The sequence below is a fragment of the Aureimonas sp. Leaf454 genome (assembly GCF_001424685.1).
Taxonomy (GTDB): domain Bacteria; phylum Pseudomonadota; class Alphaproteobacteria; order Rhizobiales; family Rhizobiaceae; genus Plantimonas.
In genome coordinates this window covers 986678-1009107 of sequence record NZ_LMQT01000001.1, presented here as the reverse complement: position 1 = coordinate 1009107, position 22430 = coordinate 986678, and the positions used below count along the sequence as shown (strand labels likewise).

The following is a 22430-nucleotide window of genomic DNA, read 5'->3' as shown; positions in this document are numbered from 1 at the left end:
TCGAGTGCAGACGTCATGATGTCTTCCTCATCTCGCTGATGACACGGACGAGGCCCGCCGTGGAGCCGTCCCGTCCCGTTGTTGCGACCTGACCTTGGACCACCGGAAGAAGGCCGGTGGCGAGTTCCTTGCCGAGTTCGACGCCCCACTGATCGAAGGCGTTGATGCCGAAAAGCTGCGCCTCGACGAAGACGCGGTGCTCGTAGAGCGCGACGAGGCGTCCCAGCGCATAGGGATCGAGCGTCTCGTGAAGGATGGTGATCGAGGGGCGGTCGCCGGGGAATGCCCGATGCGGGGCGAGCCGCTCGGCCTCGGCCTCGTCGACGCCCTTGTCGAGAAGCTGCCGACGCGCCTGTTCCAGGGAGCGCCCGACCATCAGGGCCTCGCTCTGCGCGAGGCAGTTGGCGAGGAGAAGTTCGTGATGGACCGCGAGATCGGGCTCGTGGCCTCGGGCCGCCACGATGAACTCGGCCGGGATCGGATCGGTCCCCTGGTGGATGAGCTGGTAGAAGGCGTGCTGCCCGTTGGTGCCGGGCTCGCCCCAGACGAGCGGCCCGGTCGGCGTGTGCACCGCCGAGCCGTCGACCTCGACGCGCTTGCCGTTGGATTCCATGTCGAGCTGCTGGAGATAGGCCGGCAGCCGCAGCAGGCGCTGGTCGTAGGGCAGGATCGCGCGCGCCGGGTAGCCCTGCGCCACGCGATGCCACCAGCCGACGAGACCGAGCAGGACCGGCAGGTTCTCCTCCAGCGGCGCGGATCTGAAGTGGCGGTCGAGATCGCGCGCTCCGGCGAGGAAGCGGCGGAAGTTCTCCGGTCCGACGGCGATCATGACGGGAAGGCCGACCGCCGACCAGACCGAATAGCGCCCCCCGACCCAGTCCCAGAAGCCGAAGACGAGCGCCGGATCGATGCCGAAGGCCGCGACCTTGTCGAGCGCGGTGGAGACGGCCGCGAAGTGCTTCGCCACCGCCGCCTCGCCGAGCGCCTCGGCCACGAAGGCCCTCGCGGTGGCCGCGTTCGTCATGGTCTCGATCGTGGTGAAGGTCTTGGAGGCGACGATGAAGAGCGTCGTCTCGGGATTGAGGCCCTTCAGGGTGTCGGCGATGTGCGCGCTGTCGACATTGGAGACGAAATGCGCGCGGGGTCCGTCGTGGAACGGGGCCAGCGCCAGGGTGACCATCACCGGCCCGAGATCGGAGCCGCCGATGCCGATGTTGACGACGTCGGTGAAGGCCTTGCCGGTCGCGCCGGTGCGCGAGCCGTCGCGAAGGCTCGTCGCAAAAGCGCTCATCGCCTCGAGAACGGCCGACACGTCGGGGCCGACGGGGCGTCCGTCGATTGCAAAGCCGTCGCTCTCCTCGCCCCGCAGAGCGACATGGAGCACGGAGCGGTTCTCGGTCGTGTTGATGGGTGCGCCGGCGAACATCGCGTCGCGCTTGGCTTCGAGCTGCATATCCCGCGCGAACGCATAGAGAGCGTTGAGATCGGAGGTGCCGATGGCGCATTTGGAGACGTCGAGAAGCAGGTCGTCCAGGCGACGGGTGAAGGTTTCGAAGCGAGCGGCATCCTCGGCGAAGCGCCGATGGATGCCGGCGGCGCGCGCTGCGCCTCCGGCCGTCGCGAGCGCCGCGATTCGATCCCCGTTCAGGTCTGAGACATGGTGGGTCAAGGCATCGATCCGAGCTGGTTCGGGGAGCATCTGCTGCACAGTCAGGAACAGACCCTTAGTCGTCCAATCCCTACGCAGTAAAGCGGAGAACCCGGCTGAACGCCACGGGGCAGGTCGAAAATCTGCCTTTTTTGGGGCAGCGAGACTTCGCTTTGCTGACGAAACGTTTCGCTGATCACAGACGCGTCATCGGGATCTTTCGCCCCGTTCGGCGGGAACGGAAGCGCCCAACGCCAGTTTACATCGCCGATACCGGATGCGGAAACTTGCAAAAGATGTTCGCAACCCCGCCTGGCGGGGACCACCGGAAAACCAACGTCGAAAGGTTCATTCCATGAAGAAGTTCATTCTCGCCGCCACGGTCGCCTCGTTCATGATCCCGGCCGCTTCCTTCGCTCAGACCGCCACGATGGGCACGGACAACGCGACGACCGCGTCGACCGACCTGACGGGCAACTACACGATCGTGAACAATCTCGCGGCCCAGAACCCGACCAACACCAAGACCGACGCGGCTCAGGTCGCCTCGACGATCGCGGCCAATCCGGGTCTTGCCGAGGCGCTCGAGAAGAACGGCATCAAGCTCTCCGAGATCGGCTCGATCCAGATCAAGCCGAACGGCCAGGTCGAAGTCTACGGTCAGGGTTCCTGATCGTTTCGACGACCTGATCCTTCGAGACAGGTTCTACGGGAAGGGCGTCGCCAATGGGCGGCGCCTTTTTCGTTGAGGTATCCGGGCCGGAGGCGAGGCTGGCGCGAGACGATACGGGACGACCGCACCAAGGCGTTCATGAGAGCGACCGCCCGTTCAGCCCGATCCCGGCGCCGGTCCTTCGGGCGGTTCCGGCCGCCGACGATGCGCAGGCCACGGCCGGCAAGGGCGCGGAGCAAGCAGCTCCATCGGAACCTCCGCCCCCATCATGTGCTGATTAAGTAAAAACACATAGCGCATCGTCTTTTCATCGGCGTTGGTCGGGCAATTCTACCGATCGAAAAGATCATCAAAAATATGTCCGGGAGACCCGGCGACTTCGTTAGGGAATAGCTGAGACAAATCGCCAGGGCAAGCATGCCTTAGAGGTTTCGTCATGGCCGTCAACTTCAGTCTGAAAACGCGTCTCTACGTTGGGTTCTCGACGATTATTCTCGTCATGCTTGGAACGGCGGCCATCAGCACCTACCAAGTCAACGTCATCAACGACAATCTGACGGCGATGAACGACGTGAACAGCGTGAAGCAGCGCTATGCCATCAACTTCCGGGGCAGCGTTCACGATCGGGCCATCAGCCTTCGCGACGTCGTTCTGTTCGCGGATGCGGATGACCTCACGTCCGCGCTTGCGGACATTGAGCGGCTGTCGGACGCCTACAAGGCGTCCGCTACCAAGATGGATGACATCTTCGCGGCCGGAACCGGCGTGACGCCGACCGAAACGCAGATCCTCGAGAGCATCAAGGACATCGAGGCCAAGACACTGCCCCTGATCACGCAGGTGATCGCGTTGCGTCAGTCCGGTGGCGTCGTGGCCGCCCACGACCTCCTCATGGCGCAAGCCCGGCCTGCCTTCAAGGAATGGCTGAAACGGATCAACCAGTTCATCGACCTCGAGGAAGCTGCGAACCAGTCGCTTGCGACCGATACCCGGTCCGTGGCCCACGGCTTCCAGGTCCTGATGATCTTTCTCTGCCTGGGAGCGCTCGTCATCGGGTTCGGCGTCGCCATCTGGGCCGCGAGTGTCGTCAAGCCGCTCAAGGTTCTGACCGACGTCATGAAGCGGCTGGCGCGCGGCGACCTGACCGCCCACGTGGTCGGCACGGATCGTACCGATGAAATCGGCGCGATGGCTTCTGCGGTGGAGGTCTTCAAGCAAGCCGCTCACAGGACCATCAAGCTCGAGGCGGAGGCGGGCGATGCCCGGACTGCCGAAGTGAACCTTCGCGACCGACAGAACGGCATCGATCAAGCCAAGGCCCAGGAGCTTCGCGATTTCATCGGTGCGGTCGAGGCAGGGTTCAGCGCTTTGTCGGACGGCGACCTGACGGTTCGGATGAACAAGGCGGTGGCGCAGGAGTTCGAGCCGATCCGTCGTCAGTTCAACGACAGTCTCGCCTCCCTCGAGGGCACCATTTCCCAAGTGGTGTCGGCCGTCGGCACGATCCGCATCGGCCTTGGCGAAATTTCCGTCGCGTCGGGGGACCTGTCCCAGCGCACGGAACAGCAAGCGGCATCGTTGGAACAGACGGTTGCGGCCTTGAGCGAAGTGACCGGTGCGGTGAACGAGACGGCGGTGGGAGCCGGAAGCGCGCAATCCTCCGCCGTGACGGCGCAGAAGAACGCCGAAAAGGGTGGCGAGATCGTCAGTCGTGCCATCACGGCCATGGCGCAGATCGAAAATTCGTCCGACCAGATCAGCAAGATCATCGGCGTCATCGACGAGATCGCCTTCCAGACGAACCTCCTCGCGCTCAACGCCGGCGTCGAGGCGGCGCGCGCCGGAGAAGCCGGACGGGGCTTTGCCGTTGTCGCCCAGGAGGTCCGGGGGCTCGCCCAGCGCTCCGCGGAAGCGGCCAAGGAGATCAAGGGACTGATCTCGACCTCCTCCGCGCAGGTCGCCGTCGGCGTCGAACTCGTCACCGCTTCCGGTCGGTCGCTGGAGGAGATCGTGCATCAGGTCGGCGACATGAGCCGTGGAGTCCAGGAGATCGCCCGGAGCGCGCGTGAGCAGGCCGTCTCGCTGAAGGAGGTTTCCACCGCCGCCGACCAGATGGACAAGGTGACCCAGCAGAATGCGGCGATGGTCGAGGAGACGAGCGCCGCGGCGCAGAATCTGAGCGCCGAAACCGAAAAGCTCGCCTCTATGGTCGAACATTTCACGACCTCCGCTCCTCGGCAGACCCAGCCTCTGCCGATCACCCGGCGTGCTGGCGCGGCTCCCCGTGCCAGTTCCGGACCCGTCGTACAGATGAGGTCGGTCGGTTCAGGCGGAGGCGCCGCTCCCAAGGCGACCGTCGGGACGGATTCCTGGGAAGAGTTCTGACCCGATCCCTCGCGATCCCAGGCACCCCGGCTGAGCCCGGGGTGTTCTCATGTCCGGGCTCGTCCAGGCCCGTCGCAAGCGGCTCCCTCCTTCGTGGACACTCGAACCCGCTTGCGCACTTGGGAGGCTCCGGAGCGCCTTTGCCCTAGTACTCGTTTTCGTAGAACACGCCGACCTCTCCACCGCCCGTCGCCGACACGGCACCGCGCGCCTTGAGTCCCGCGCCGAGATCGAGGTCGATCGAGACGCGGCCGGTGGAGTCGACACCGAGATAGGTATTGTCGTTGAGATACTTCCCGACACCGACGGAGGCCTGACCATCGGCGTTCGTCTTGATGTCGAGATCGTCGACGCCGAGCTGGGCGCGGAGGTTTTCGAGGAGCCCCGTCGAGCCGCCGACGCCAGCGAGCTGGGCTGCGGCTTCGGCGAGCTGCGCGATCTGCAGCGGCGACAGATCGGCGGTTCCCTGACCGAAGATCAGCCGCGCCAGCACCTCGTCCTGCGGCAGGGCGGGACTGGACGAGAAGTTGAAGCTTGGATCGGTCGCCGGGCCCGTCACCGAGACCTGAACGGTGACGTCGCCGGTGTCGGAGGTCGCCAGAAGATCCAGCGTCGGCAGGAGATCGCCGTTGAAGGTGAGGATGCCGCGCTCGAAATCGAGGCGGTTGGCGAGGATGTTGAAGCGTCCGCGCTGCAGCTCCAGCGCCCCGGTGATGGCGGGGGCCGAAGCGGTGCCGCGGATCGTGATCGCGCCGCCGAGCTCCACGTCGAGGCCCCGGCCGCGCACGAAGACGCGGTTCGGCGCATTGAAGCGGACGTCGAGCGCGATCCCGCCACCGCCGCCGCCGCCGGAGGATTTCGGCGCGATCTCGCGGGCCTGCTTGCGGACGGCTTCGGACGTGTTCTTGTGGCGGACGTCGATCCGGGAGAGCGAGGTGGGCAGGCGGTCGGGAACGAGGATGTTGATCTCGATCGCATCGATCGTGCCGGCGAGAAGCGGCGTCGCGATCAGCGAGCCGGTGAGCGAGAGGTCGGCGTTCACCTGCGCGGCGACGAGTTCCCCGTCGTTGTAGCGCCCCTCGTTCACGCGGACGCGGATATCGGCGGGGAAGCCGGCATCGAGCCCGACCGTCCCGGTGACGGCGATCGAGCCGCCCGCGGCGAGATCGGCGGTGAAGGCGCTGATCGTCGCCGTGCGCCCGGCCAGCGTGATCGTGGCGTCGATGTTGTTGACCGCGACGTTGGAGCCGGTGTCGACGAAGGAGGCCCCGCTCGCGCGGATGGTGCCGTTGACGTCCGGCGCGGCCGTCGTGCCGCGGATCGTCGCATCGACGGCGACCGTGCCCTGCACCGAGCGCCCGCCCTCCGCGAGAATCGCGTTGGCGATGGAGAGCGGTGCGGTGCCGTTGACGGACAGGTTCAGCTGCGGCGTGCCGGCGGTGCCGACCGTGCCGTTGGCGCGAAGCTCCAGGCCGCTGCCGGACAGACCGGCATCGAGCGTCAGGACGTTGGCGGCGAAGCGGCCGTCGGCGTCGAAGGAAAGGGCGGAGACGCCGACATTGCGGGTCTGCGCAACGGACAGACCGCGCCCCGTCACGTCGAACGTGATGTCGGGCGCGGCGAGCGGCCCGGTCGCGCGGATCCGGCCCGCGATCGTGCCTTGGGGATCCAGCCCCTCGGCGGCAGCTCCTGCGATGGAGGCGGGGAGATCGGCGACGGTGACGTCGAGGTCGAGCTCTTGCCCGGCCCGGCCGGAAATGGTGATGCGGCCGGGACCGACGTCGATCCGGGCGGTTTCGAGATCGGCGGTGCCCGCGGCGAAGCTGCCCCGCGCGATCGCGTTGACGGCGGGCGCCCCGGCCTCGCGCGTCTGCCGCGTCGAGATGCCGGACGCGGTGAGGTCGAAGCTCGCCTGCGGGTTCGAAAGGATGCCGTTGGCGCTGGCCGAGCCGGAGATCGTGCCCCGCGCGCCGAGATCGGCGACGAAGGCGTTGGCGAGCGCGACCGGCAGGCGATCGAGCGCGACGTCCACGTCCAGCACCTCCCCGACCGTGCCGGAGGCGGAAAGGGAGCCGTCTCCGATCGTGGCGCGCGCCGCCTCGATCGTCGCGGAGCCGGCGGCATAGGTGCCGTTCGCATCCAGCGTGATGGCGGGCGTGCCGGAGGCTCGGAGCTTTTCCGTCGTGATGCGGCGGCCCGCGATGTCGAACGTGGCGGAGGGATCGGCGATCGAGCCGGTCGCCTTCGCCGATCCCGACAGCGTGCCGGAAGCGCCGAGATCGGGAACGAAGCCGTTGGCGACGGCGACCGGGAACTCTCGCGCGGTCACGTCGAGGTCGAGGCGCTCTCCGACCGTGCCGGTGGCGGAGATCGACGCGTTCCCGAGCGTCGCGGTGGCGGTCTGGAGCGTCGCGGTGCCGGATTCGTATCGTCCGGCGAGGCGAAGCTCGGCCGGCGGCAGGCCGCTCCCGGCGACGCGCCGTTCCGTGATGCCGCTGCCTGTGAGGTCGAAGACCGCATTCGGGGCGGACAGCGTTCCGGTCGCGGTCGCCGTGCCGGAGATCGTGCCGGATGCCTCGAGGTCGGGCACGAAGCCGTTGGCGAGGCCGACGGGAATTTCGTTCGCCCGGACCTGGAGGTCGAGCACCTTGCCGACCGTCCCCGACGCCGTCAGCGAGGCCGCGCCGATATTGGCGACGGCCGTCTGAAGATTTGCCGTGCCTTCCACCATCCGGCCGGCGACGCGAAGGTCGATCGGCGGAATGCCGCTGTCGGCGATGCGCCGGGCGCCGATGCCGCTGCCGTTGAGGTCGAAATCGGCGTTCGGGGCGCTGAGAGGCCCTGTCGCCCTGGCGGTTCCCGAGATCGTGCCGGTGGCGTCGAGATCGCTGACGAAGGCATTGGCGAGACCGACGGGAATGTCCGTCAAGGCGACGTCGACGTTCAGCGTGTCGCCGACCGTGCCGGAGGCGGTGAGCGAGCCGGCGCCGACGGTGGCGCGCGCGCGTTCCAGCGTCAGGAGGCGAGCCTCGTAGCGGCCGGCCGCATCGAGCTCGATCGGCGCGATGCCGGCATCGGCCACTTCGCGCGCGGTGATGCCGGTTCCGGTGAGGGTGAAGGCGGCGCGCGGCTCGGCGGGCGTGCCGGTCGCGGTCGCGGTGCCGGAGATCTCGCCGGAGGCGCCGAGGCCGGAGACGAAGTCGTTGGCAAGCGCGACGGGCAGGCGGTCGAGCGACAGCTGGAGGTCGAGAATGGTCTGCCCGACCCGGCCGCTCGCCGACAGCGAGCCGTCGCCGACGTCGAGGTCGGCGGTTCGCAGGGTGAGGATGTTGCTCGCGTAAGTTCCGGCGACGACGGCCTGAAGCGCCGGCAGGTTCGCCGCCCGCGTTTGGCTCGTGGCGAGGTTCTCGGCGCGCAGGTCGAAGACCGCTTCGGGTGCGGCCGGCGAGCCGGTGACACGCGCCGAGCCGGTGAAGGTGCCGGCGGCGTCGAGGCCCGCCACGAACGGGTTGGCGAGGGCTGCGGGAACGCGGTCGAGCCGCGCGTCGAGGTCGAGCGTGGCGCCGCTTCGCCCGACGAGCGACAGCGATCCGTCGCCGGTCTTCAGCTCCAGCCTGCCGATCTCGGTCGTGCCGTTGCGGATGGTGATCGTGGCCGGCGCCGTGAGGGCGACCGCGGCGTCGGGGATCTCGACGGTGAGGGCATCGATGCCGATGACCGTCTCGGTCGGCGCGAGATTGGCTTGGCCGGCCAGCGTCACCGGCGCGCCGTTGGCCTCGGCCCGGGCTTCGAGGCGCGTGAAGTCGCCGCTGCGGGTGAGGTCGAGGACGAGCGCCGTGACATCGACGGGGCCAGCCGAAACGCGTGTCCCCCGCACCTGCCCCACCGGGAAGGGCCGGCCGAGATAGTCCTCGACGGCGAGATCGACGGCGACGCCTTCGAGAACGGTGCCGGAGACGTCGAGGCGCTCGGAGGTGAGGTCGACGTCGGCGACGGGGAAGTCGGCCGCGTTGATGGACAGACCGACCGTGCCGTTGAGGTCGCCGCTCATCTTCTGGAGGGCGAGGGCGGCCAGCGGCCCGATATCGGCCACCGCGAAATCGAGCTGGCCGATGGGAGCGGCGGCCTCGGTGAGGCGCAGCTCGCCGGAAATGCGGTTCGGGCCTTGCGAGATCGCGAGATTGGAAATGCGGCGGTCGCCGTTCTCCAGCGTTTCGAGGAGCGCCGTGCCCGACAGGGGAACGCCGTCGAGCGTGCCGGAGAGATCCACCGTGCCGGAGGGTCTGGCCGAGGTGAAGTCGCCGCGCGCTTCGAGCTTCAGGTTTGCCAGCTCGCGTCCGTTCACGCGAAGGCCCTGGCTCGTCAGGCTGACATCGACATTGGGTTGGGCGACGGGGCCATCGGCGGTGAGCTTGAACTCGGCCTTGCCGGAGATCGCCGCATTCTCCGCAACGGCGGCGTCGATGCGGCCGGTGACGTCGGCGGAGACGGTGTCGTTCGCGAGATTCACCGAACCGTCGATGACGAGGCCCGTGCCGCGCACGGCGAGGTCGCGGGCGGCGAGCGCGCCATCCGGGGTCCGCGCGACCGAGCCGGAGACGTTCAGCCGGTCGCCGGCCAGCGGCACCGCGGCGGCCGAGAGCGCGAGCGTTTCGAAGTCGGAGGCGAGCGTCAGGTCGAAGGTGGAGAAGTTCAGCGCGGCCGTGCCCGTCAAGGCGGCGTTGGCGACGGCGGTCGAGACCTTCGAGGTCGTCAGCGACAGCCCGGCGGAGGACAGCGCGCCGTCGGCCTCGATGCGGATCGCGCCTTCGAGGAAGCGATCCTGGACGCCGTCCGGCGCGGTCATCGACGCCGCCGTGGCGACGAGCTTCAAGGGACCCGTCAGCGCCTTCACGTCGAAGGCCGGCGAGACCGCGGACAGGGCGAGGTCCGTCGCGACATAGGCACTGAAGCCGGCGGTCGGGAGGCTCGCGGACACATCGAGCGCGGCGGCGGCGAGCGCGCCGTTCAGCGTGGCTCGGAGGCTGGCGATGTCGATGGCGGTCTTGGCGTCGTTCGCGCCGAGGCGGATCGGGATCGTGCCGCCGTCGCGCCCGGACACCTCGATCGTCAGCGCGTTGCCCGCACCGGTGCCGTCATAGGTGCCCGAGGCCGTGGCGTTGATCCGGCCCGAGGCGAGCGAGGCCTGATCGATGGCGATGACGCCGTCGTTGCGGATCAGCACCTGGGCGTCGAGATCGACGCCGCCGTCGACATAGGCGGCATAGGCGTCCGGCACGAAGCGTTCGGCGGAAATCCCGAGCGCGGCGGAGATGCGGCGGCCTTCGGCGGTGTCGGTCACCTGCGCGGTGAGGGTCGCGGCGGATTCGTCGCCGACCGTCAGAGCGCCGTTCGCCATGAAGTCGGACAGGGGGCCGGAGCCCTGGATCTTGAGGTTCACCGCGGGAGCGCCCGGCAGCGCCAGGAGCGTCGCCACGAGACCCCCGGCCGGCTCGCTCGCATCGACGGCGACTTCCAGCCGGTTCTCGTCCGGCGCGAAGACGAGGGTCGCCGCGATCTGGCCGGGCTGGTCGAGACGGGTGATGTTGGCGGAGACGTCGAGCTTGGTCGGATCGTCGTCGAGGACGAGCCGGGCTTCGGCCGAGAGGCGGGCGCGCACGCCGGCAATGGCCTGTCCGAGCACGAACTCGCCGAGCGAGATTCGTTCGATGTTGGCCGTGATCGAGGGCAGGCTGAAGCCGCCGCTCTCCTCGTTCGGGTCGGCCGGCGCGCCTTCGGGGAGGCGTTCCAGGACGATGCTGCCGGCGGTGAGCGCCTGGATCTCGACATTGGCGCGGGCGAGCGCCAGCGGCGACCAGTCCATGGCGAGGTCGGTCGCGGTGAGATAGACGCCTTGCGGATCGGCGATCGTCACGCGCTGGATCCGGATCGCGCCGGACAGGGCGCCCGTCAGCCCCTCGATCTCCACCTTGGTCGTGTCGGAGGAGAGGAGGTTTTCGATCTGATTGGCGATGAAGGCCTGCGCGCTCGCGCCCGTGGCCGGTGCGAGAAGCGCGAGGGCGAGAAGGGCGAAGCGAAGAGCGGCGGAGAAGCGTCTGGTCATGATCAGAAAGCCTGTCCGATGCCGGCATAGATCTGGAAGTCGGCGTCGCGCGGTCCGGGATCGAGGGGGATGCCGACATCGACGCGGATCGGGCCGAAGCTCGTGAGATAGCGCGCGCCGATGCCCGCGCCGATCTTGAGGTTCGAGAAGTCCGGCGTCAGTTCGTCCGACACGGCGCCGGCATCGACGAAGGGCACGATCTGGATGTTTTCGGTGACGCCGACGCGGACTTCGGCGGATGCCTCGAAGAGCGAGAGCCCGCCGGTCGGCGTGTCGACGAAGGAGGGGTCGCCGCCGGGGCGGGGGAACGAGGGATAGTAGGGCCCGATCGTCTGGAAGCCGTAGCCGCGCACCGAGCCGCCGCCGCCGGCATAGAAGCGGCGGTCGTTCGGGATGTCCTGGAGATCCGCGCCGAAGATCGAGCCGTAGGCGAGGCGGCCCGCGAGGATGAAACGGTTGCTCTCGGTGAGCGAGAGATAGGCGGACAGATCGCCGCGCGCCTTCAGGAAGGGCGTGCCCTCGCCGATCTCGTAGGAGGGCTCGGCGTAGAGCTTGGCGAGGAAGCCCTTGGTCGGGTTCAGCTTGTCGTCGCGGCCGTCGAACGTGTAGGTGATCGGGACCGAGGCGATCAGGAAGTCCTCGGTGCCGAGATAATCGGTGATCTCCTCGTACTCGCCGCGGATCCGCGCCTCGATCGTCTGCTGGTCGGTCAGTTCGTACTGGACGCCCGATGTCGCGGCGATGGAATCGCGGTCATAGGCGAGGGGATGCTCGCTGACGGCTTCGATCGAGCCGACATAGACCGAATCGGGACCGAGGACGCCCGGCTTCTTGAAGACGGCCGATACGCGGTAGTCGAATTCGTCGGTCTCGCGGACGGTGTCGCTGACGGCGGTCGCGCCGATCCGCGAAACGGAGGCGTCGAGGCGCAGGGATTCGGCGCGACCGAAGAGGTTGCGGTGGCCCCAATAGCCCGAAACGCCCGCGCCGTCGGTGTTGGAATAGGTCGCGCCGACGCCGTAATAGCGGAATTTGCGCTCGCCGACCTCGATCTGGACGGGAAGCGTGCCGTCGGCGGCCTCGGCCTGGCCCTCGCGAACGGTCACGCTGGAGAAGACGTCGAGCTTCAGGAGCCGTTCCCGGGCCTTCTTCAGGTCCTCCGGCGTGAAGACCTTCCCCTGCTCGATGCCGGCCATGTAGGCGATGAAGCCGGGATCGACGTCTTGCGCGCCCTCCACGAAGATCTCGCCGAAGGGCACCGGCTCGCCCGGCGAAACGGCGAGGCGGTAGTCGAGGGTCTTCGTCGCGCCGTCGGCGACGACGTCGCGCTCGGTCACGGCGACAAAGGGGCGGCCCTCGCTCCGCAGGCGCTCGAAGAGCCGGCCCTCCTCGCGCAGGACGCGGACGGACTCGGCCGTTCCCCCGGGCGCGAGTTCGGTCGCATCGGCGGGAACCGGCGTGCCGTCCGCCGTGATGTCGACCGAGCCCAGCGTGAACAGCGCGCCGGGATCGACGGTGATCTCGACGGGAACCGGCCCACCCGACGTGTCGAACTTCGCGTCGGGCGCGAGGTCGGCGATATCGGAGCCCTCGATCCGGATCGTCACGAGGCCTTCGTAGCGGGCGTTCTCATAGAGCGAGGCGACGAGGCGCTTGCGGTCGCCCTTGGCCTTCGACAGGAGCCCGAGCGATCCGGACACCGGATCGTCCGCGTCGGAGACGAGGGTCGAGGCGGCCTCGAGCTCTTCCTTCAGGTCCTCGGTGGTCTCGTCTTCGGCGCCGAGGACGGTGAGCGTCGCGGTGTAGCGGACGGGATCGACGATGTCGGCGGTGTCCTCGTCTTTTTCGAAGAACTTGAAGCCGAAGATCTCGAAGGCGCCGGCGCCGGGCGCGGCGCACAGAGCAAGGGCGGAGCCGAGAACGAGGACGATGAGACCGCGACGCGCAAGCGCGGGTCCGGCCTTGGCCGTCCCGTCGCGGCGAAGCGGAACGCTCCTGATCTTCGACTGGGAAAGGGCCACGCACACCTCGAACAACTCAACGTCATGTCAGCGTCTGGAGAAAGACGAAGGACGATCGCTGTCCGGCCCGCCACTCCCGAAGCGAGCCTTAAGGATGCGGGTAAAGTTTGAAATAACAACACCGAACGCCTTGCCCGGCGCTGACCTCATCGTGATCGCGGTCATTCGGTCCGCGGGTTGTGCCCGATGTGTGACACAGACGGCTAAGGGTCCGGCCGTCGTCGGGCGGCGCTCCCTGCGCCCTTGGTCGCATGGAATAGTTCTAGAATCTGCTGGACGCGGTTCCGGGCTCGGGGCAGTGTTCGCGCCGAGACGGACGGTGCCCCTTGCGCCGCCGCCGCAGACTTCGAAGTGCGGAGCTTGGGACCGCCCGGCGGTGAACCCGGCCCGCTCGTCAATGACGGGAGGACGTGCATGAGCCAGGTTTCGATCACCGTGAACGGTCGGACGATGACGGGTGAGGTGGAGGACCGCACGCTTCTCGTCCAATATCTGCGCGACAATCTCGGACTGACCGGGACCCATGTCGGCTGCGACACCTCGCAGTGCGGCGCCTGCGTCGTCCATATCGACGGACGCGCGGTGAAGTCCTGCACGATCCTCGCCGTCCAGGCCTCCGGCTCGGAGGTCGTCACGATCGAAGGCCTCGCCAACGGGCAGGAGCTGCACCCCGTCCAGGCCGCGTTCCGCGAGCATCACGGGCTGCAGTGCGGCTATTGCACGCCGGGCATGATCATGACCGCGGTCGACATGATCCGCCGGCATGACGGCGATCTCGACGAGAAGACGGTCCGCGAGGAGCTCGAAGGCAACATCTGCCGGTGCACGGGCTACCACAACATCGTCAAGGCGATCCTGTCGGCCGCCGAAAAGAGCGGCTCCGGCGACCAGCGCATCGCGGCCGAGTAAGGCCGCGGCGACGACGCATCATCCGAGACGGGACGAGCGCCGGAAAACGGCCGCCGCCCGCGATCGCTGAACTCTGGGAGGTTTCTGGCATGGGTATCGAAGGCATCGGCGCAAGCGTTCTGCGCAAGGAAGACAGACGGTTCATCACCGGTCGCGGGCGTTACGTCGACGACATGACGGTGCCCGGCATGAAGTATGCGGCCTTCGTCCGCTCGCCGCATGCCCACGCCACCTTCTCCTCGATCGACAGCGCCGCCGCCATGGCGATGCCGGGCGTGATCGGCGTCCTCACCGGTGCGGAGCTCCAGGCGGACGGCATCGGCAACCTCATCTGCGGCTGGGCGGTCAATTCCAAGGACGGCTCGCCGATGAAGATGGGCGCCTGGCCGGCGCTGGCGGTCGGCACGGTGCGCCATGTCGGCCAGGCCGTCGCGGTGGTCGTCGCCGAGACCAAGGCGCAGGCGCGCGACGCCGCCGAGGCCGTCGAGGTCGCCTATGCCGAGCTGCCCGCGGTGACGCAGGCCTCCAAGGCGATCCAGCCGGGCGCGCCGCAGCTCCATCCCGAGGCGCCCGACAACGTCGTCTTCGACTGGGAGATCGGCGACCGGGCCGCGACGGAGGCCGCCTTCGCCAAGGCCGCCCACGTCACCAAGCTCCACATCGTCAACAACCGCCTCGTTCCGAACGCCATGGAGCCGCGCGCCGCGCTCGGCCTCTACGATCCGGCCGAGGATCACTACACCTGCTGGACGACCTCGCAGAACCCGCATGTCGCGCGGCTCGTGATGAGCGCCTTCTACAACGTCGCGCCCGAGCACAAGCTGCGCGTGATCGCGCCCGATGTCGGCGGCGGTTTCGGATCGAAGATCTACATCTACCCCGAAGAGATCGTCTGCCTCTGGGCCTCGAAGAAGACGGGCGTCCCGGTGAAGTGGACGAGCGACCGCACGGAGGCCTTCCTCACGGACGCGCATGGCCGCGACCACGTGACCGAGGTCGAGATGGCGATCGACGCGGATCACCGGATCATCGGCCTGAAGGTCGACACGATCGCCAATCTGGGCGCCTACATGTCGCTCTTCTCCTCCGCGACGCCGACCTATCTCTACGCGACGCTCCTGTCCGGCCAGTACAACATCCCCGCGATCCACGCCAATGTCCGGGCCGTCTACACCAACACCGTGCCGGTCGACGCCTATCGCGGCGCCGGACGGCCGGAGGCCACCTACGTCGTCGAGCGGACCGTCGAGACGGCGGCGCGCGAACTCGGTCTTTCGCCGGCCGAATTCCGCCGCAAGAACTTCATCCGCTCCTTCCCGCACCAGACGCCGGTCATTATGACCTATGACGCCGGCGACTTCGACGCCTCGCTCGACGCCGCGATGAAGGCGGCCGACGTCGAGGGCTTCGAGACCCGCCGGACGGAAGCCGCCCGGCACGGCAAGCTGCGCGGGCTCGGCATGAGCTGCTACATCGAGGCCTGCGGCATCGCGCCCTCCAAGGCGGTCGGCTCGCTCGGCGCGGGCGTCGGCCTCTGGGAATCGGCCGAGGTCCGCGTCAATCCGGTCGGCACGATCGAGATCCTCACCGGCTCGCACAGCCATGGCCAGGGCCATGAGACGACCTTTGCCCAGCTGATCGCCGAGCGCTTCGGACTGCCCGTCGACAATGTCCAGGTGATCCACGGCGACACCGACAAGGTGCAGTTCGGCATGGGCACCTACGGCTCGCGCTCGGGAGCGGTCGGCATGTCGGCGATCGTCAAGGCGCTGGACAAGGTCGAGGCCAAGGCCAAGAAGATCGCCGCCCACCTGCTCGAGGCGGACGAGGGCGACATCGAGATCGCGAATGGCGAAGTGCGCGTGAAGGGCACGGACAAGAAGCTCGGCTGGCACGAGGTCGCGCTCAACGCCTATACCGGCCACAAGCTGCCGGACGGCATGGAGCCGGGCCTCAAGGAAGGCGCGTTCTACGATCCGCAGAACTTCACCTTCCCCGCGGGCTGCTACATCTGCGAGGTCGAGGTGGATGCCGAGACCGGCGCGACCGAGATCATCCAGTTCATCGCCGCCGACGATTTCGGCCGCGTGATCAACCCGATGATCGTCGAGGGCCAGGTCCATGGCGGCGTCGCCCAGGGCATCGGGCAGGCGCTTCTGGAGGGCACGGTCTACGACGACACAGGCCAGCTCGTGACCGCGTCCTACATGGACTACGCCATGCCGCGCGCCTCCAGCCTCCCGATGATCCAGGTCTCGACCACCGAGACGCTTTCGCCGTCGAACCCGCTTGGCATGAAGGGCTGCGGCGAAGCGGGGGCGATCGGATCGCCGCCGGCCGTCATCAACGCCATCACGGACGCGATCGGCAACAACGACCTCTCCATGCCGGCGACGCCGGAGAAGGTCTGGAAGGCGCTGAACGCGGTATCCTGAAGCGGGCCGGATCGGTCGGGCGCCGCTGCCCCGCCGATCCGCCACCGCCATCCCTTTCCTCGGCCGCGCGGCTCCATCTCCCCGACGGGGATGCGCGAAGACCCGGCCAGCATCAAAAGGAATTCGACATGTACGAGACCCAGTACCATCGCCCGACCTCGCTTTCGGAGGCGGCCTCGCTTCTCTCGGGCGGCGCGGACGCGAAATACCTCGCGGGCGGCATGACGCTGATCCCGACGATGAAGCAGCGCCTCGCCGCGCCGTCCGACCTCGTGGATCTTCGCCACGTCGCGGAGTTGAAGACCGGGATCAGCGTCTCGGGCCGTTCGGTGACGATCGGCGGCGGCACGACCCATGCCGAGATCGCGGCGCACGAGGGCATCGAGGCGATCGCGCCGGGTTTCCACTATCTGGCCAGCGTCATCGGCGACCCCGCCGTCCGCCACATGGGCACGATCGGCGGATCCGTCGCGAATTTCGATCCCGCCGCTGATTATCCCGCGGCCCTGCTCGCCATGGGCGCGACGATCCACACGAACACGTCCACCTATTCCGCGGACGAGTTCTTCCTCGGCATGTTCGAGACCGCGCTGGACGACGGCGAGATCGTCACCGGCGTGTCCTTCGAGGCGCCCGACGCCTCGGGCTACGAGAAGTTCCGCAATCCCGCCTCGCGCTACGCCATGTGCGGCGTCTTCGCGGCGCGGCGGGGCGGCGAGGCGCGCATCGGCGTGACGGGCGCCGGACAGGGCGGCGCATTCCGCTGGACGGAGGCAGAGTCCGTCCTTTCCGCGAATTTCGATCCCTCCGCCGTGGACGCTCTGAGCGTGACGACCGACAACATGCTGTCGGATCTCCACGGTTCCGCCGCGTATCGGGCGAACCTCGTGAAGGTCGTGACGAAGCGGGCCGTGAAGAAGGCCCTCGGCCAGGGCTGAGATCGGCAACGGGGGCGCCTGTGCCCCCCATTGTCGTGGCCGGTCGATTTGCTCGGCGGGGCGCGGTCCGGCGGACGATGAAGGCACTCCAGGGCGCCTCACGCCCGCGCCGCATCCCATGAGACATGCAAAAGCCGGCCGATGCTCTGCGCATCGGCCGGCTTTCTTTCGAAGGATCAGGCGTCAGAGGTTGCAGGCGCGACGACGACCGTCATTGCCGAGATAGGTGTCGGTTGCGGGATCGTAGGAGCGGTAGCGGTTCAGGCAGCGCTGGATGTGGTTGCGATCGTTGCCCCCGCCGCTCGATGCCGCCGCACCGCCCGCGATCGCGCCGACCGCGAGTCCGAAGATCGCAGCCGCCGCCGCATCGCCCCGGATGTCGCGACGATCGCGCGCGAAACGCTGGTAACGTCGATTGTCCCAACGGCGGGCATCACGGCGGAATTCGCGGCAATCGCGGTCACGCGGGTTGCGGGCGCAGTAGCGCTCGACATAGCGCTGGCGCTCGCGGAACCCCTGCGCCTCGGCCGGCGTCGGTGCGAGCGAAACGAAGCTCGTCGCGACGACGGCGAAGGTCGTCACGGCCTTGATCAGCATCTTCATGAAAACGCGCATCCTCCAATGGCCGCTCCCGATCCCGTCGGGGGGCCTGTTCGTCCCTGTGCGCTTCCAATGGATCTCGTAAGGCGGACGTTCCATCATGACGGGGAATTCATGCGATCCGCTGATGACCCAAAGCGGCAATCCGCCACAGGCTCCGGGCCGGGTTTCCACATGCTCCCGTCCGCGGCAGGTGGGCGGAACGGAGTGCGAACGCTATATGCCTTCCATGGCCAAGATGACGCTCATGGACAAGCTCGCGATCCTCAGCGACGCGGCGAAGTACGATGCCTCCTGCGCCTCGAGCGGAACGGTGCGGCGATCGTCGGAGAAGACCAAGGGAATCGGTTCGACGGAAGGGTCCGGCATCTGCCATGCCTATGCGCCGGACGGGCGATGCATTTCGCTCCTCAAGATCCTGATGACGAACTTCTGCATCTACGACTGCGTCTACTGCGTGAACCGCTCCTCGTCGAACGTTGCCCGCGCGCGCTTCACGCCGGCCGAGGTCGTGAAGCTCACGATGGAATTCTACAAGCGGAACTACATCGAGGGCCTGTTCCTGTCCTCCGGCATCATCCAGAACTCCGATCACACGATGGAGCAGATGGTGGAGATCGCGCGCAAGCTGCGGCTGGAGGAGAACTTCTCCGGCTACATCCACCTGAAGACGATCCCCGACGCCTCGCCCCAGCTGATCGAGACGGCCGGTCTCTTCGCCGATCGCCTGTCGATCAACATCGAACTGCCGACCGACATCTCGCTGACCTCGCTCGCGCCGGAAAAAGACCCGCGCGACATCCGGCGCTCCATGGGCCATCTCCGGGCGAAGATCGAGGAGCACAAGGGCGAGGCGAAGGACCGGGCAAAGCCCCAGCGCTTCTCGCCGGCCGGACAGTCGACGCAGATGATCATCGGGGCCGACGGGTCGGACGACGACGCGATCCTCGGCCGGTCGGAGAATCTCTACGGCAATTACCAGCTCAAACGCGTCTACTATTCCGCCTTCTCGCCGATCCCCGACGCCTCCTCGCGCCTGCCGCTCCAGAAGCCGCCGATGATGCGGGAGCATCGTCTCTATCAGGCGGACTGGCTGATGCGCTTCTACGGCTTCGATCGCGGCGAGATCGTCTCGGGCGGCGAGGACGGCATGCTGGATCTTTCGATCGACCCGAAGCTCGCCTGGGCGCTGAAGCACCGCGAACGTTTTCCGGTCGACGTCAACAAGGCCGATCAGGAAATGCTGCTGCGCGTGCCCGGACTCGGCACCAAGGCCGTGAAGCGGATCCTTTCGACACGCCGGCACCGCACCCTTCGCCTCGACGACGTCGCCAAGCTCTGCCAGTCCATCGCCAAGGTGCGCCCGTTCCTCACCGCTCTCGACTGGACTCCGGGCGGTTTGACGGACAAGGCGGACCTGAAGCTCGACTTCACCCCGCGTCCGAAACCGGCGCAGCAGCTGAGCCTCTTCTGACGGCGTCAGCGATCGGGTCGCCGATTGGGTGCTGCGGACCAATGTCATCCGGGGACGTGCGATGCGCGGGTGGATCAGACCGGATCGGCCGGGACCTGGCTGCCGTTCGATGGTCCTGCATTGGCTGGAAGAGCAGTCGAGCAAGCCGTCGAGGCTGTCGGCGGATGCCGACGCGGTGACACCGTGGAGCGCATCCGAGGCGACGCTTGCGGACATATCCACGCGCGGAGTTGGATCGTAAGGTAGCGGATGTCATCCGACCGTTCGCGCCGATGGAGCGTAGTGCATGGACCTGATGAACCTCCTCAAGTCCATCGAGGAGCTGCTCTACGAGGTGGTCTCTTGGCTCCTGTTCTACCCACTGACGTTCTGGAAATGCGTTCGCTATCCGATCCGCATGATCGCCTATGCCGAAGCCGAGCTCGCCGCCGATCCGACATCACGCTTCTCGGCCGCCCTCAGCCCGCCCATCTTCCTGTTCCTCACCCTGATCATCGCGCATGTCGTGGAACTGCGCTTCGCAGTGCCGGGGCCCGAGTTGACCGGGGCACTGGCGGACCAGCGCAACCTCCTTCTCCTGCGAGCCGTCATGTTCAGCCTGCTTCCGCTGATGATGGCGATCCAGCGCGTCCGCAGGGATGCGCAGGCGCTGACGCGCGAGACGCTGCGCCCGTCCTTCTACAGCCAGTGCTACGTCGCGGCGCCCTTTGCTCTCGCCTTCGACCTCGCCATGACGAGCGTGCGTTACGCGACGACGACGGCCTTGATCGTCACCATCGCGACGTTGGCCGTGGGCTTCGCTTGGTACATCGCCGTGGAAACACGTTGGTTCGCGCTGTGTGCGGGTGTGGGGCATGTCGCGGCGTTCGTGCGCGTGCTGGCGACCGTGTTCGTCGGCGCGTTGCTCTTCATCCTGATCACCCTGGCTGTCGCGCCCTTCGTTTCCCCGGTGTGACGGCGACCCGCCCGCCGATCAGACCCCCACGGGGAGATGGCTGCCCGCATAGCCGATGGCGAAGATCGACCCGTCGTTGATGATGTGCGCCCCGGCGCAGACCCAGAGGTTCCGGGTTCGCAGATACGCCCATGTCAGGACGAGCCGGGCAGTGCCGATCACGGCGAAGCACTGCAGGACGTTCCATCCGTAGGTCGGCAGATGCAAGGCCGCGAACCACGTCGTCGAGACCGCGACGCCCGCCACGAGACTGGCCCGGTGGCCGAACCCGAACCTCGCGCGGCACATCCACACGACCGCGAGCAGCGGCAGGACCGTTGTGAGCTCCTCGCCGATCAGTTGGATGAAGGTCCGGACGAGGAAGACGACGAGATCGAACGTTCCGATCGTCGCCAGGACATCCGCGACGGCGTTCGGCTGCAGCGGAGCGAAGGTCTGGACCACCGATGCGACCGCCAGCGATGCGGTGATGGTCGCGAAGGCGAACAGCACCGATTGGCCAAAGGCGCGTAGGCCATAGGGTTTGAACAGGGCACCTGCGTGACCTCCGGACACGAAGGCCAGGGCAGCGAGGGGCAGCCCGGTGAAGAGGATCGCCGGGAGGATCGATAGAGCGCCGGACAGCATCCCGGCAGGGGAGAGCGAGAGGATGCCGAATGCCGCCAGCGTGGCGGCCAGGACGACGATCCAGTCCCGGCCGGCCAGCCGAACGGGCACCCCGTCGCAGAACGGGAGGTCCGTCGCTCGGCTCGCGTCCGCAGCACGGGGTCGCTCGTGCCGCGACGTCATCATGGATCAGTTCACCGAAACGAAATCGCCGTCGGCATCGAACCAGCAGTTGAAGAATTGCGTCCGCTTGCCGTCGGGATAGTTCCCCTGCACGACGATGCGGTTCCCGGCCTTGAAGGCCATGTTGGTGGTGATCTCGCTGGGCCGGACGTCGAACTCATCCGACGCTTCTCCCCGGCAGAAGGCGGGCAGCGAGCCCATCGCCGTCCGGCCCCCGCGACGTTGCGGCAGTGGATCGTCGAAGGTGCGATCGCCTGACCGGACCCCTGCGCCGGGCGCCGCCTTGATCTGGCAGACCCCGTTCGCACCGCCCTTGCCCGTATAGGAGACATCGGGGCTGCCGTCGGGCCGGATGGTCAAGGAGACGGTGACGTTGCCCGAGCGGGCCTCGTAGTAGTTCTCGTTGAAGCGCTTCAGCCGCGCCTCCTTGCCGCCGATGTAGATCGGACCTCCCTCGTCGGCATGAACTTCGATCTTCCCGGGGCACGAGGCGTTGAAGAACGGAACCGCCGCTTCGGCGGCTACCGTTCCACTCGCCAGGGCCACGCAGACGGTCAACGCGAACGTTCGCATGGGGCGCCTTCCTTCCATGGTCACTGCAATCCACGTGTAGCGTATCTTCACCGAGGCTTGCAATCACGCGGCGATCGCGCCGGGAGGATGGGACCCTGGCCGCTGCCTGCGCCTGACGCGGCACGCGTGGACGACCGGCTCCATCTCGTCCGTCAGGGCGCCCGGGTGTCGTCGCCGCCGATGCCGCGGGGAGATTCGCCGGGCGACAGGACGTAGCGCCAGATGAAAGCGCCTGCGACGGCTCCCGCGAGCGGCGCGATCCAGAAAAGCCAGAGCTGGCCCATCGCGCCGTTTTCGGCGAAGACCGCGACGGCGAGCGAGCGCGCGGGATTGACGGAGGTGTTCGTGACCGGGATCGAGATGAGGTGGATCAAGGTCAGGCCGAGGCCGATGGCGATCGGCGCGAAGCCGGCGGGCGCGGCCTTGGCGGTTGCGCCGAGAATGATGACGAGGAAGGCTGCCGTCAGCACGAACTCCGCGATCAAGGCCGCGCCGAGGCCATAGCCGCCCGGCGAATTCACGCCATAGCCGTTGGACGCGAAACCGCCCGCGACGAAATCCGGCTTTCCCGAGGCGATGGCGTAGAGGACGGCGGCACCGATGAGCCCGCCCAGGATCTGCGCCGCCCAATAGGGCAGGAGTTCGCCGAACGGGAAGCGGCCAGAGGCGGCGAGGCCGAGCGACACGGCGGGATTGAAATGGCCTCCGGAAATGCCGCCGACGGCGTAGGCCATGGTGAGGACGGTGAGGCCGAAGGCCAGCGCGACGCCGGCAAAGGCGATGCCGAGGTCGGGAAAGCCGGCTGCGAGAACCGCGCTTCCGCAGCCCCCGAAGACCAGCCAGAACGTGCCGAAGGCCTCGGCTGCCAGCTTTCGCATCATGCTCGCATCCCCCCATCCGGCCCGTTGGCGGGCCCGGTCTCTGCT

General features: G+C 67.7%; 14 protein-coding genes. 7 read left to right on the top strand and 7 right to left on the bottom strand.

Annotated features, from left to right (window positions below; all coding sequences use genetic code 11):
- Window positions 1-13: 13 nt before the first annotated feature.
- Entirely contained in the window at window positions 14-1633 is a 1620-nt protein-coding gene (gene pgi / locus ASG43_RS04480; protein WP_056501145.1) for a glucose-6-phosphate isomerase, read from the bottom strand.
- A 370-nt stretch (window positions 1634-2003) separates the two neighbouring features.
- On the opposite strand from pgi, the gene ASG43_RS04475 reads away from it, so the two are divergent.
- Window positions 2004-2321, top strand: a complete 318-nt coding sequence (locus ASG43_RS04475; RefSeq protein ID WP_056500621.1) for a hypothetical protein — start codon at window positions 2004-2006, stop codon at window positions 2319-2321.
- A gap of 436 nt (window positions 2322-2757) precedes the next feature.
- Window positions 2758-4707, top strand: coding sequence for a methyl-accepting chemotaxis protein (locus ASG43_RS04470; protein WP_056500618.1), 1950 nt, complete (start codon window positions 2758-2760; stop codon window positions 4705-4707).
- A 145-nt stretch (window positions 4708-4852) separates the two neighbouring features.
- On the opposite strand, the gene ASG43_RS04465 is transcribed toward ASG43_RS04470, so the two are convergent.
- Both ASG43_RS04465 and ASG43_RS04460 read right to left on the bottom strand, forming a co-directional pair.
- Entirely contained in the window at window positions 4853-10810 is a 5958-nt protein-coding gene (locus ASG43_RS04465) for a translocation/assembly module TamB domain-containing protein (protein WP_056500617.1), read from the bottom strand.
- 2 nt (window positions 10811-10812) lie between these two features.
- Window positions 10813-12831, bottom strand: a complete 2019-nt coding sequence (locus tag ASG43_RS04460; protein WP_244487964.1) for an autotransporter assembly complex family protein — start codon at window positions 12829-12831, stop codon at window positions 10813-10815.
- Window positions 12832-13245: 414 nt separating this feature from the next.
- Between ASG43_RS04460 and ASG43_RS04455 the strand changes: the two genes are divergently transcribed.
- The 3 genes from ASG43_RS04455 (at window position 13246) to ASG43_RS04445 (ending at window position 17113) form a co-directional block, all read left to right on the top strand.
- Entirely contained in the window at window positions 13246-13740 is a 495-nt protein-coding gene (locus tag ASG43_RS04455; RefSeq protein WP_056500613.1) for a (2Fe-2S)-binding protein, read from the top strand.
- 89 nt (window positions 13741-13829) lie between these two features.
- Window positions 13830-16175 (top strand): xanthine dehydrogenase family protein molybdopterin-binding subunit, encoded by a 2346-nt coding sequence (locus ASG43_RS04450; protein ID WP_056500610.1) that lies wholly within the window; start codon window positions 13830-13832, stop codon window positions 16173-16175.
- A gap of 128 nt (window positions 16176-16303) precedes the next feature.
- Window positions 16304-17113, top strand: coding sequence for a xanthine dehydrogenase family protein subunit M (locus ASG43_RS04445; RefSeq protein ID WP_056500607.1), 810 nt, complete (start codon window positions 16304-16306; stop codon window positions 17111-17113).
- A gap of 183 nt (window positions 17114-17296) precedes the next feature.
- Here the strand turns inward: ASG43_RS04445 and ASG43_RS04440 are convergent, their stop codons facing one another.
- The gene (locus ASG43_RS04440) at window positions 17297-17716 is read right to left on the bottom strand and encodes a BA14K family protein (protein WP_244487963.1); all 420 of its coding nucleotides are present in this window, start codon (window positions 17714-17716) and stop codon (window positions 17297-17299) included.
- A gap of 226 nt (window positions 17717-17942) precedes the next feature.
- Between ASG43_RS04440 and ASG43_RS04435 the strand changes: the two genes are divergently transcribed.
- Window positions 17943-19187: a putative DNA modification/repair radical SAM protein gene (locus ASG43_RS04435; RefSeq protein WP_056500600.1), complete on the top strand. Its 1245-nt coding sequence runs from the start codon at window positions 17943-17945 to the stop codon at window positions 19185-19187.
- Window positions 19188-19473: 286 nt separating this feature from the next.
- Entirely contained in the window at window positions 19474-20142 is a 669-nt protein-coding gene (locus tag ASG43_RS04430; RefSeq protein WP_056500598.1) for a hypothetical protein, read from the top strand.
- An 18-nt stretch (window positions 20143-20160) separates the two neighbouring features.
- Here ASG43_RS04430 and ASG43_RS04425 read toward each other — a convergent pair whose 3' ends face one another.
- From ASG43_RS04425 to aqpZ, 3 genes are all read right to left on the bottom strand, one after another.
- Complete coding sequence (locus ASG43_RS04425) at window positions 20161-20934, bottom strand: type II CAAX endopeptidase family protein (RefSeq protein WP_056500595.1); 774 nt, start codon at window positions 20932-20934, stop codon at window positions 20161-20163.
- A 3-nt stretch (window positions 20935-20937) separates the two neighbouring features.
- The gene (locus tag ASG43_RS23435) at window positions 20938-21504 is read right to left on the bottom strand and encodes a hypothetical protein (protein ID WP_244487962.1); all 567 of its coding nucleotides are present in this window, start codon (window positions 21502-21504) and stop codon (window positions 20938-20940) included.
- Between the two features lie 152 nt (window positions 21505-21656).
- Window positions 21657-22385: an aquaporin Z gene (gene aqpZ, locus ASG43_RS04415; RefSeq protein WP_056500593.1), complete on the bottom strand. Its 729-nt coding sequence runs from the start codon at window positions 22383-22385 to the stop codon at window positions 21657-21659.
- Between the last annotated feature and the right edge of the window lie 45 nt (window positions 22386-22430).

Excerpts from the sequence above, each read along its gene's own strand:
- ASG43_RS04475 (WP_056500621.1), top strand. The coding sequence starts at position 2,004 with ATGAAGAAGTTCATTCTCGCCGCCACGGTCGCCTCGTTCATGATCCCG.
- ASG43_RS04470 (WP_056500618.1), top strand. The coding sequence starts at position 2,758 with ATGGCCGTCAACTTCAGTCTGAAAACGCGTCTCTACGTTGGGTTCTCG.
- ASG43_RS04465 (WP_056500617.1), bottom strand. The coding sequence starts at position 10,810 with ATGACCAGACGCTTCTCCGCCGCTCTTCGCTTCGCCCTTCTCGCCCTC.
- ASG43_RS04455 (WP_056500613.1), top strand. The coding sequence starts at position 13,246 with ATGAGCCAGGTTTCGATCACCGTGAACGGTCGGACGATGACGGGTGAG.
- ASG43_RS04450 (WP_056500610.1), top strand. The coding sequence starts at position 13,830 with ATGGGTATCGAAGGCATCGGCGCAAGCGTTCTGCGCAAGGAAGACAGA.
- ASG43_RS04445 (WP_056500607.1), top strand. The coding sequence starts at position 16,304 with ATGTACGAGACCCAGTACCATCGCCCGACCTCGCTTTCGGAGGCGGCC.
- ASG43_RS04440 (WP_244487963.1), bottom strand. The coding sequence starts at position 17,716 with ATGAAGATGCTGATCAAGGCCGTGACGACCTTCGCCGTCGTCGCGACG.
- ASG43_RS04435 (WP_056500600.1), top strand. The coding sequence starts at position 17,943 with ATGGCCAAGATGACGCTCATGGACAAGCTCGCGATCCTCAGCGACGCG.
- ASG43_RS04430 (WP_056500598.1), top strand. The coding sequence starts at position 19,474 with ATGGACCTGATGAACCTCCTCAAGTCCATCGAGGAGCTGCTCTACGAG.
- ASG43_RS04425 (WP_056500595.1), bottom strand. The coding sequence starts at position 20,934 with ATGATGACGTCGCGGCACGAGCGACCCCGTGCTGCGGACGCGAGCCGA.
- ASG43_RS23435 (WP_244487962.1), bottom strand. The coding sequence starts at position 21,504 with ATGCGAACGTTCGCGTTGACCGTCTGCGTGGCCCTGGCGAGTGGAACG.
- aqpZ (WP_056500593.1), bottom strand. The coding sequence starts at position 22,385 with ATGATGCGAAAGCTGGCAGCCGAGGCCTTCGGCACGTTCTGGCTGGTC.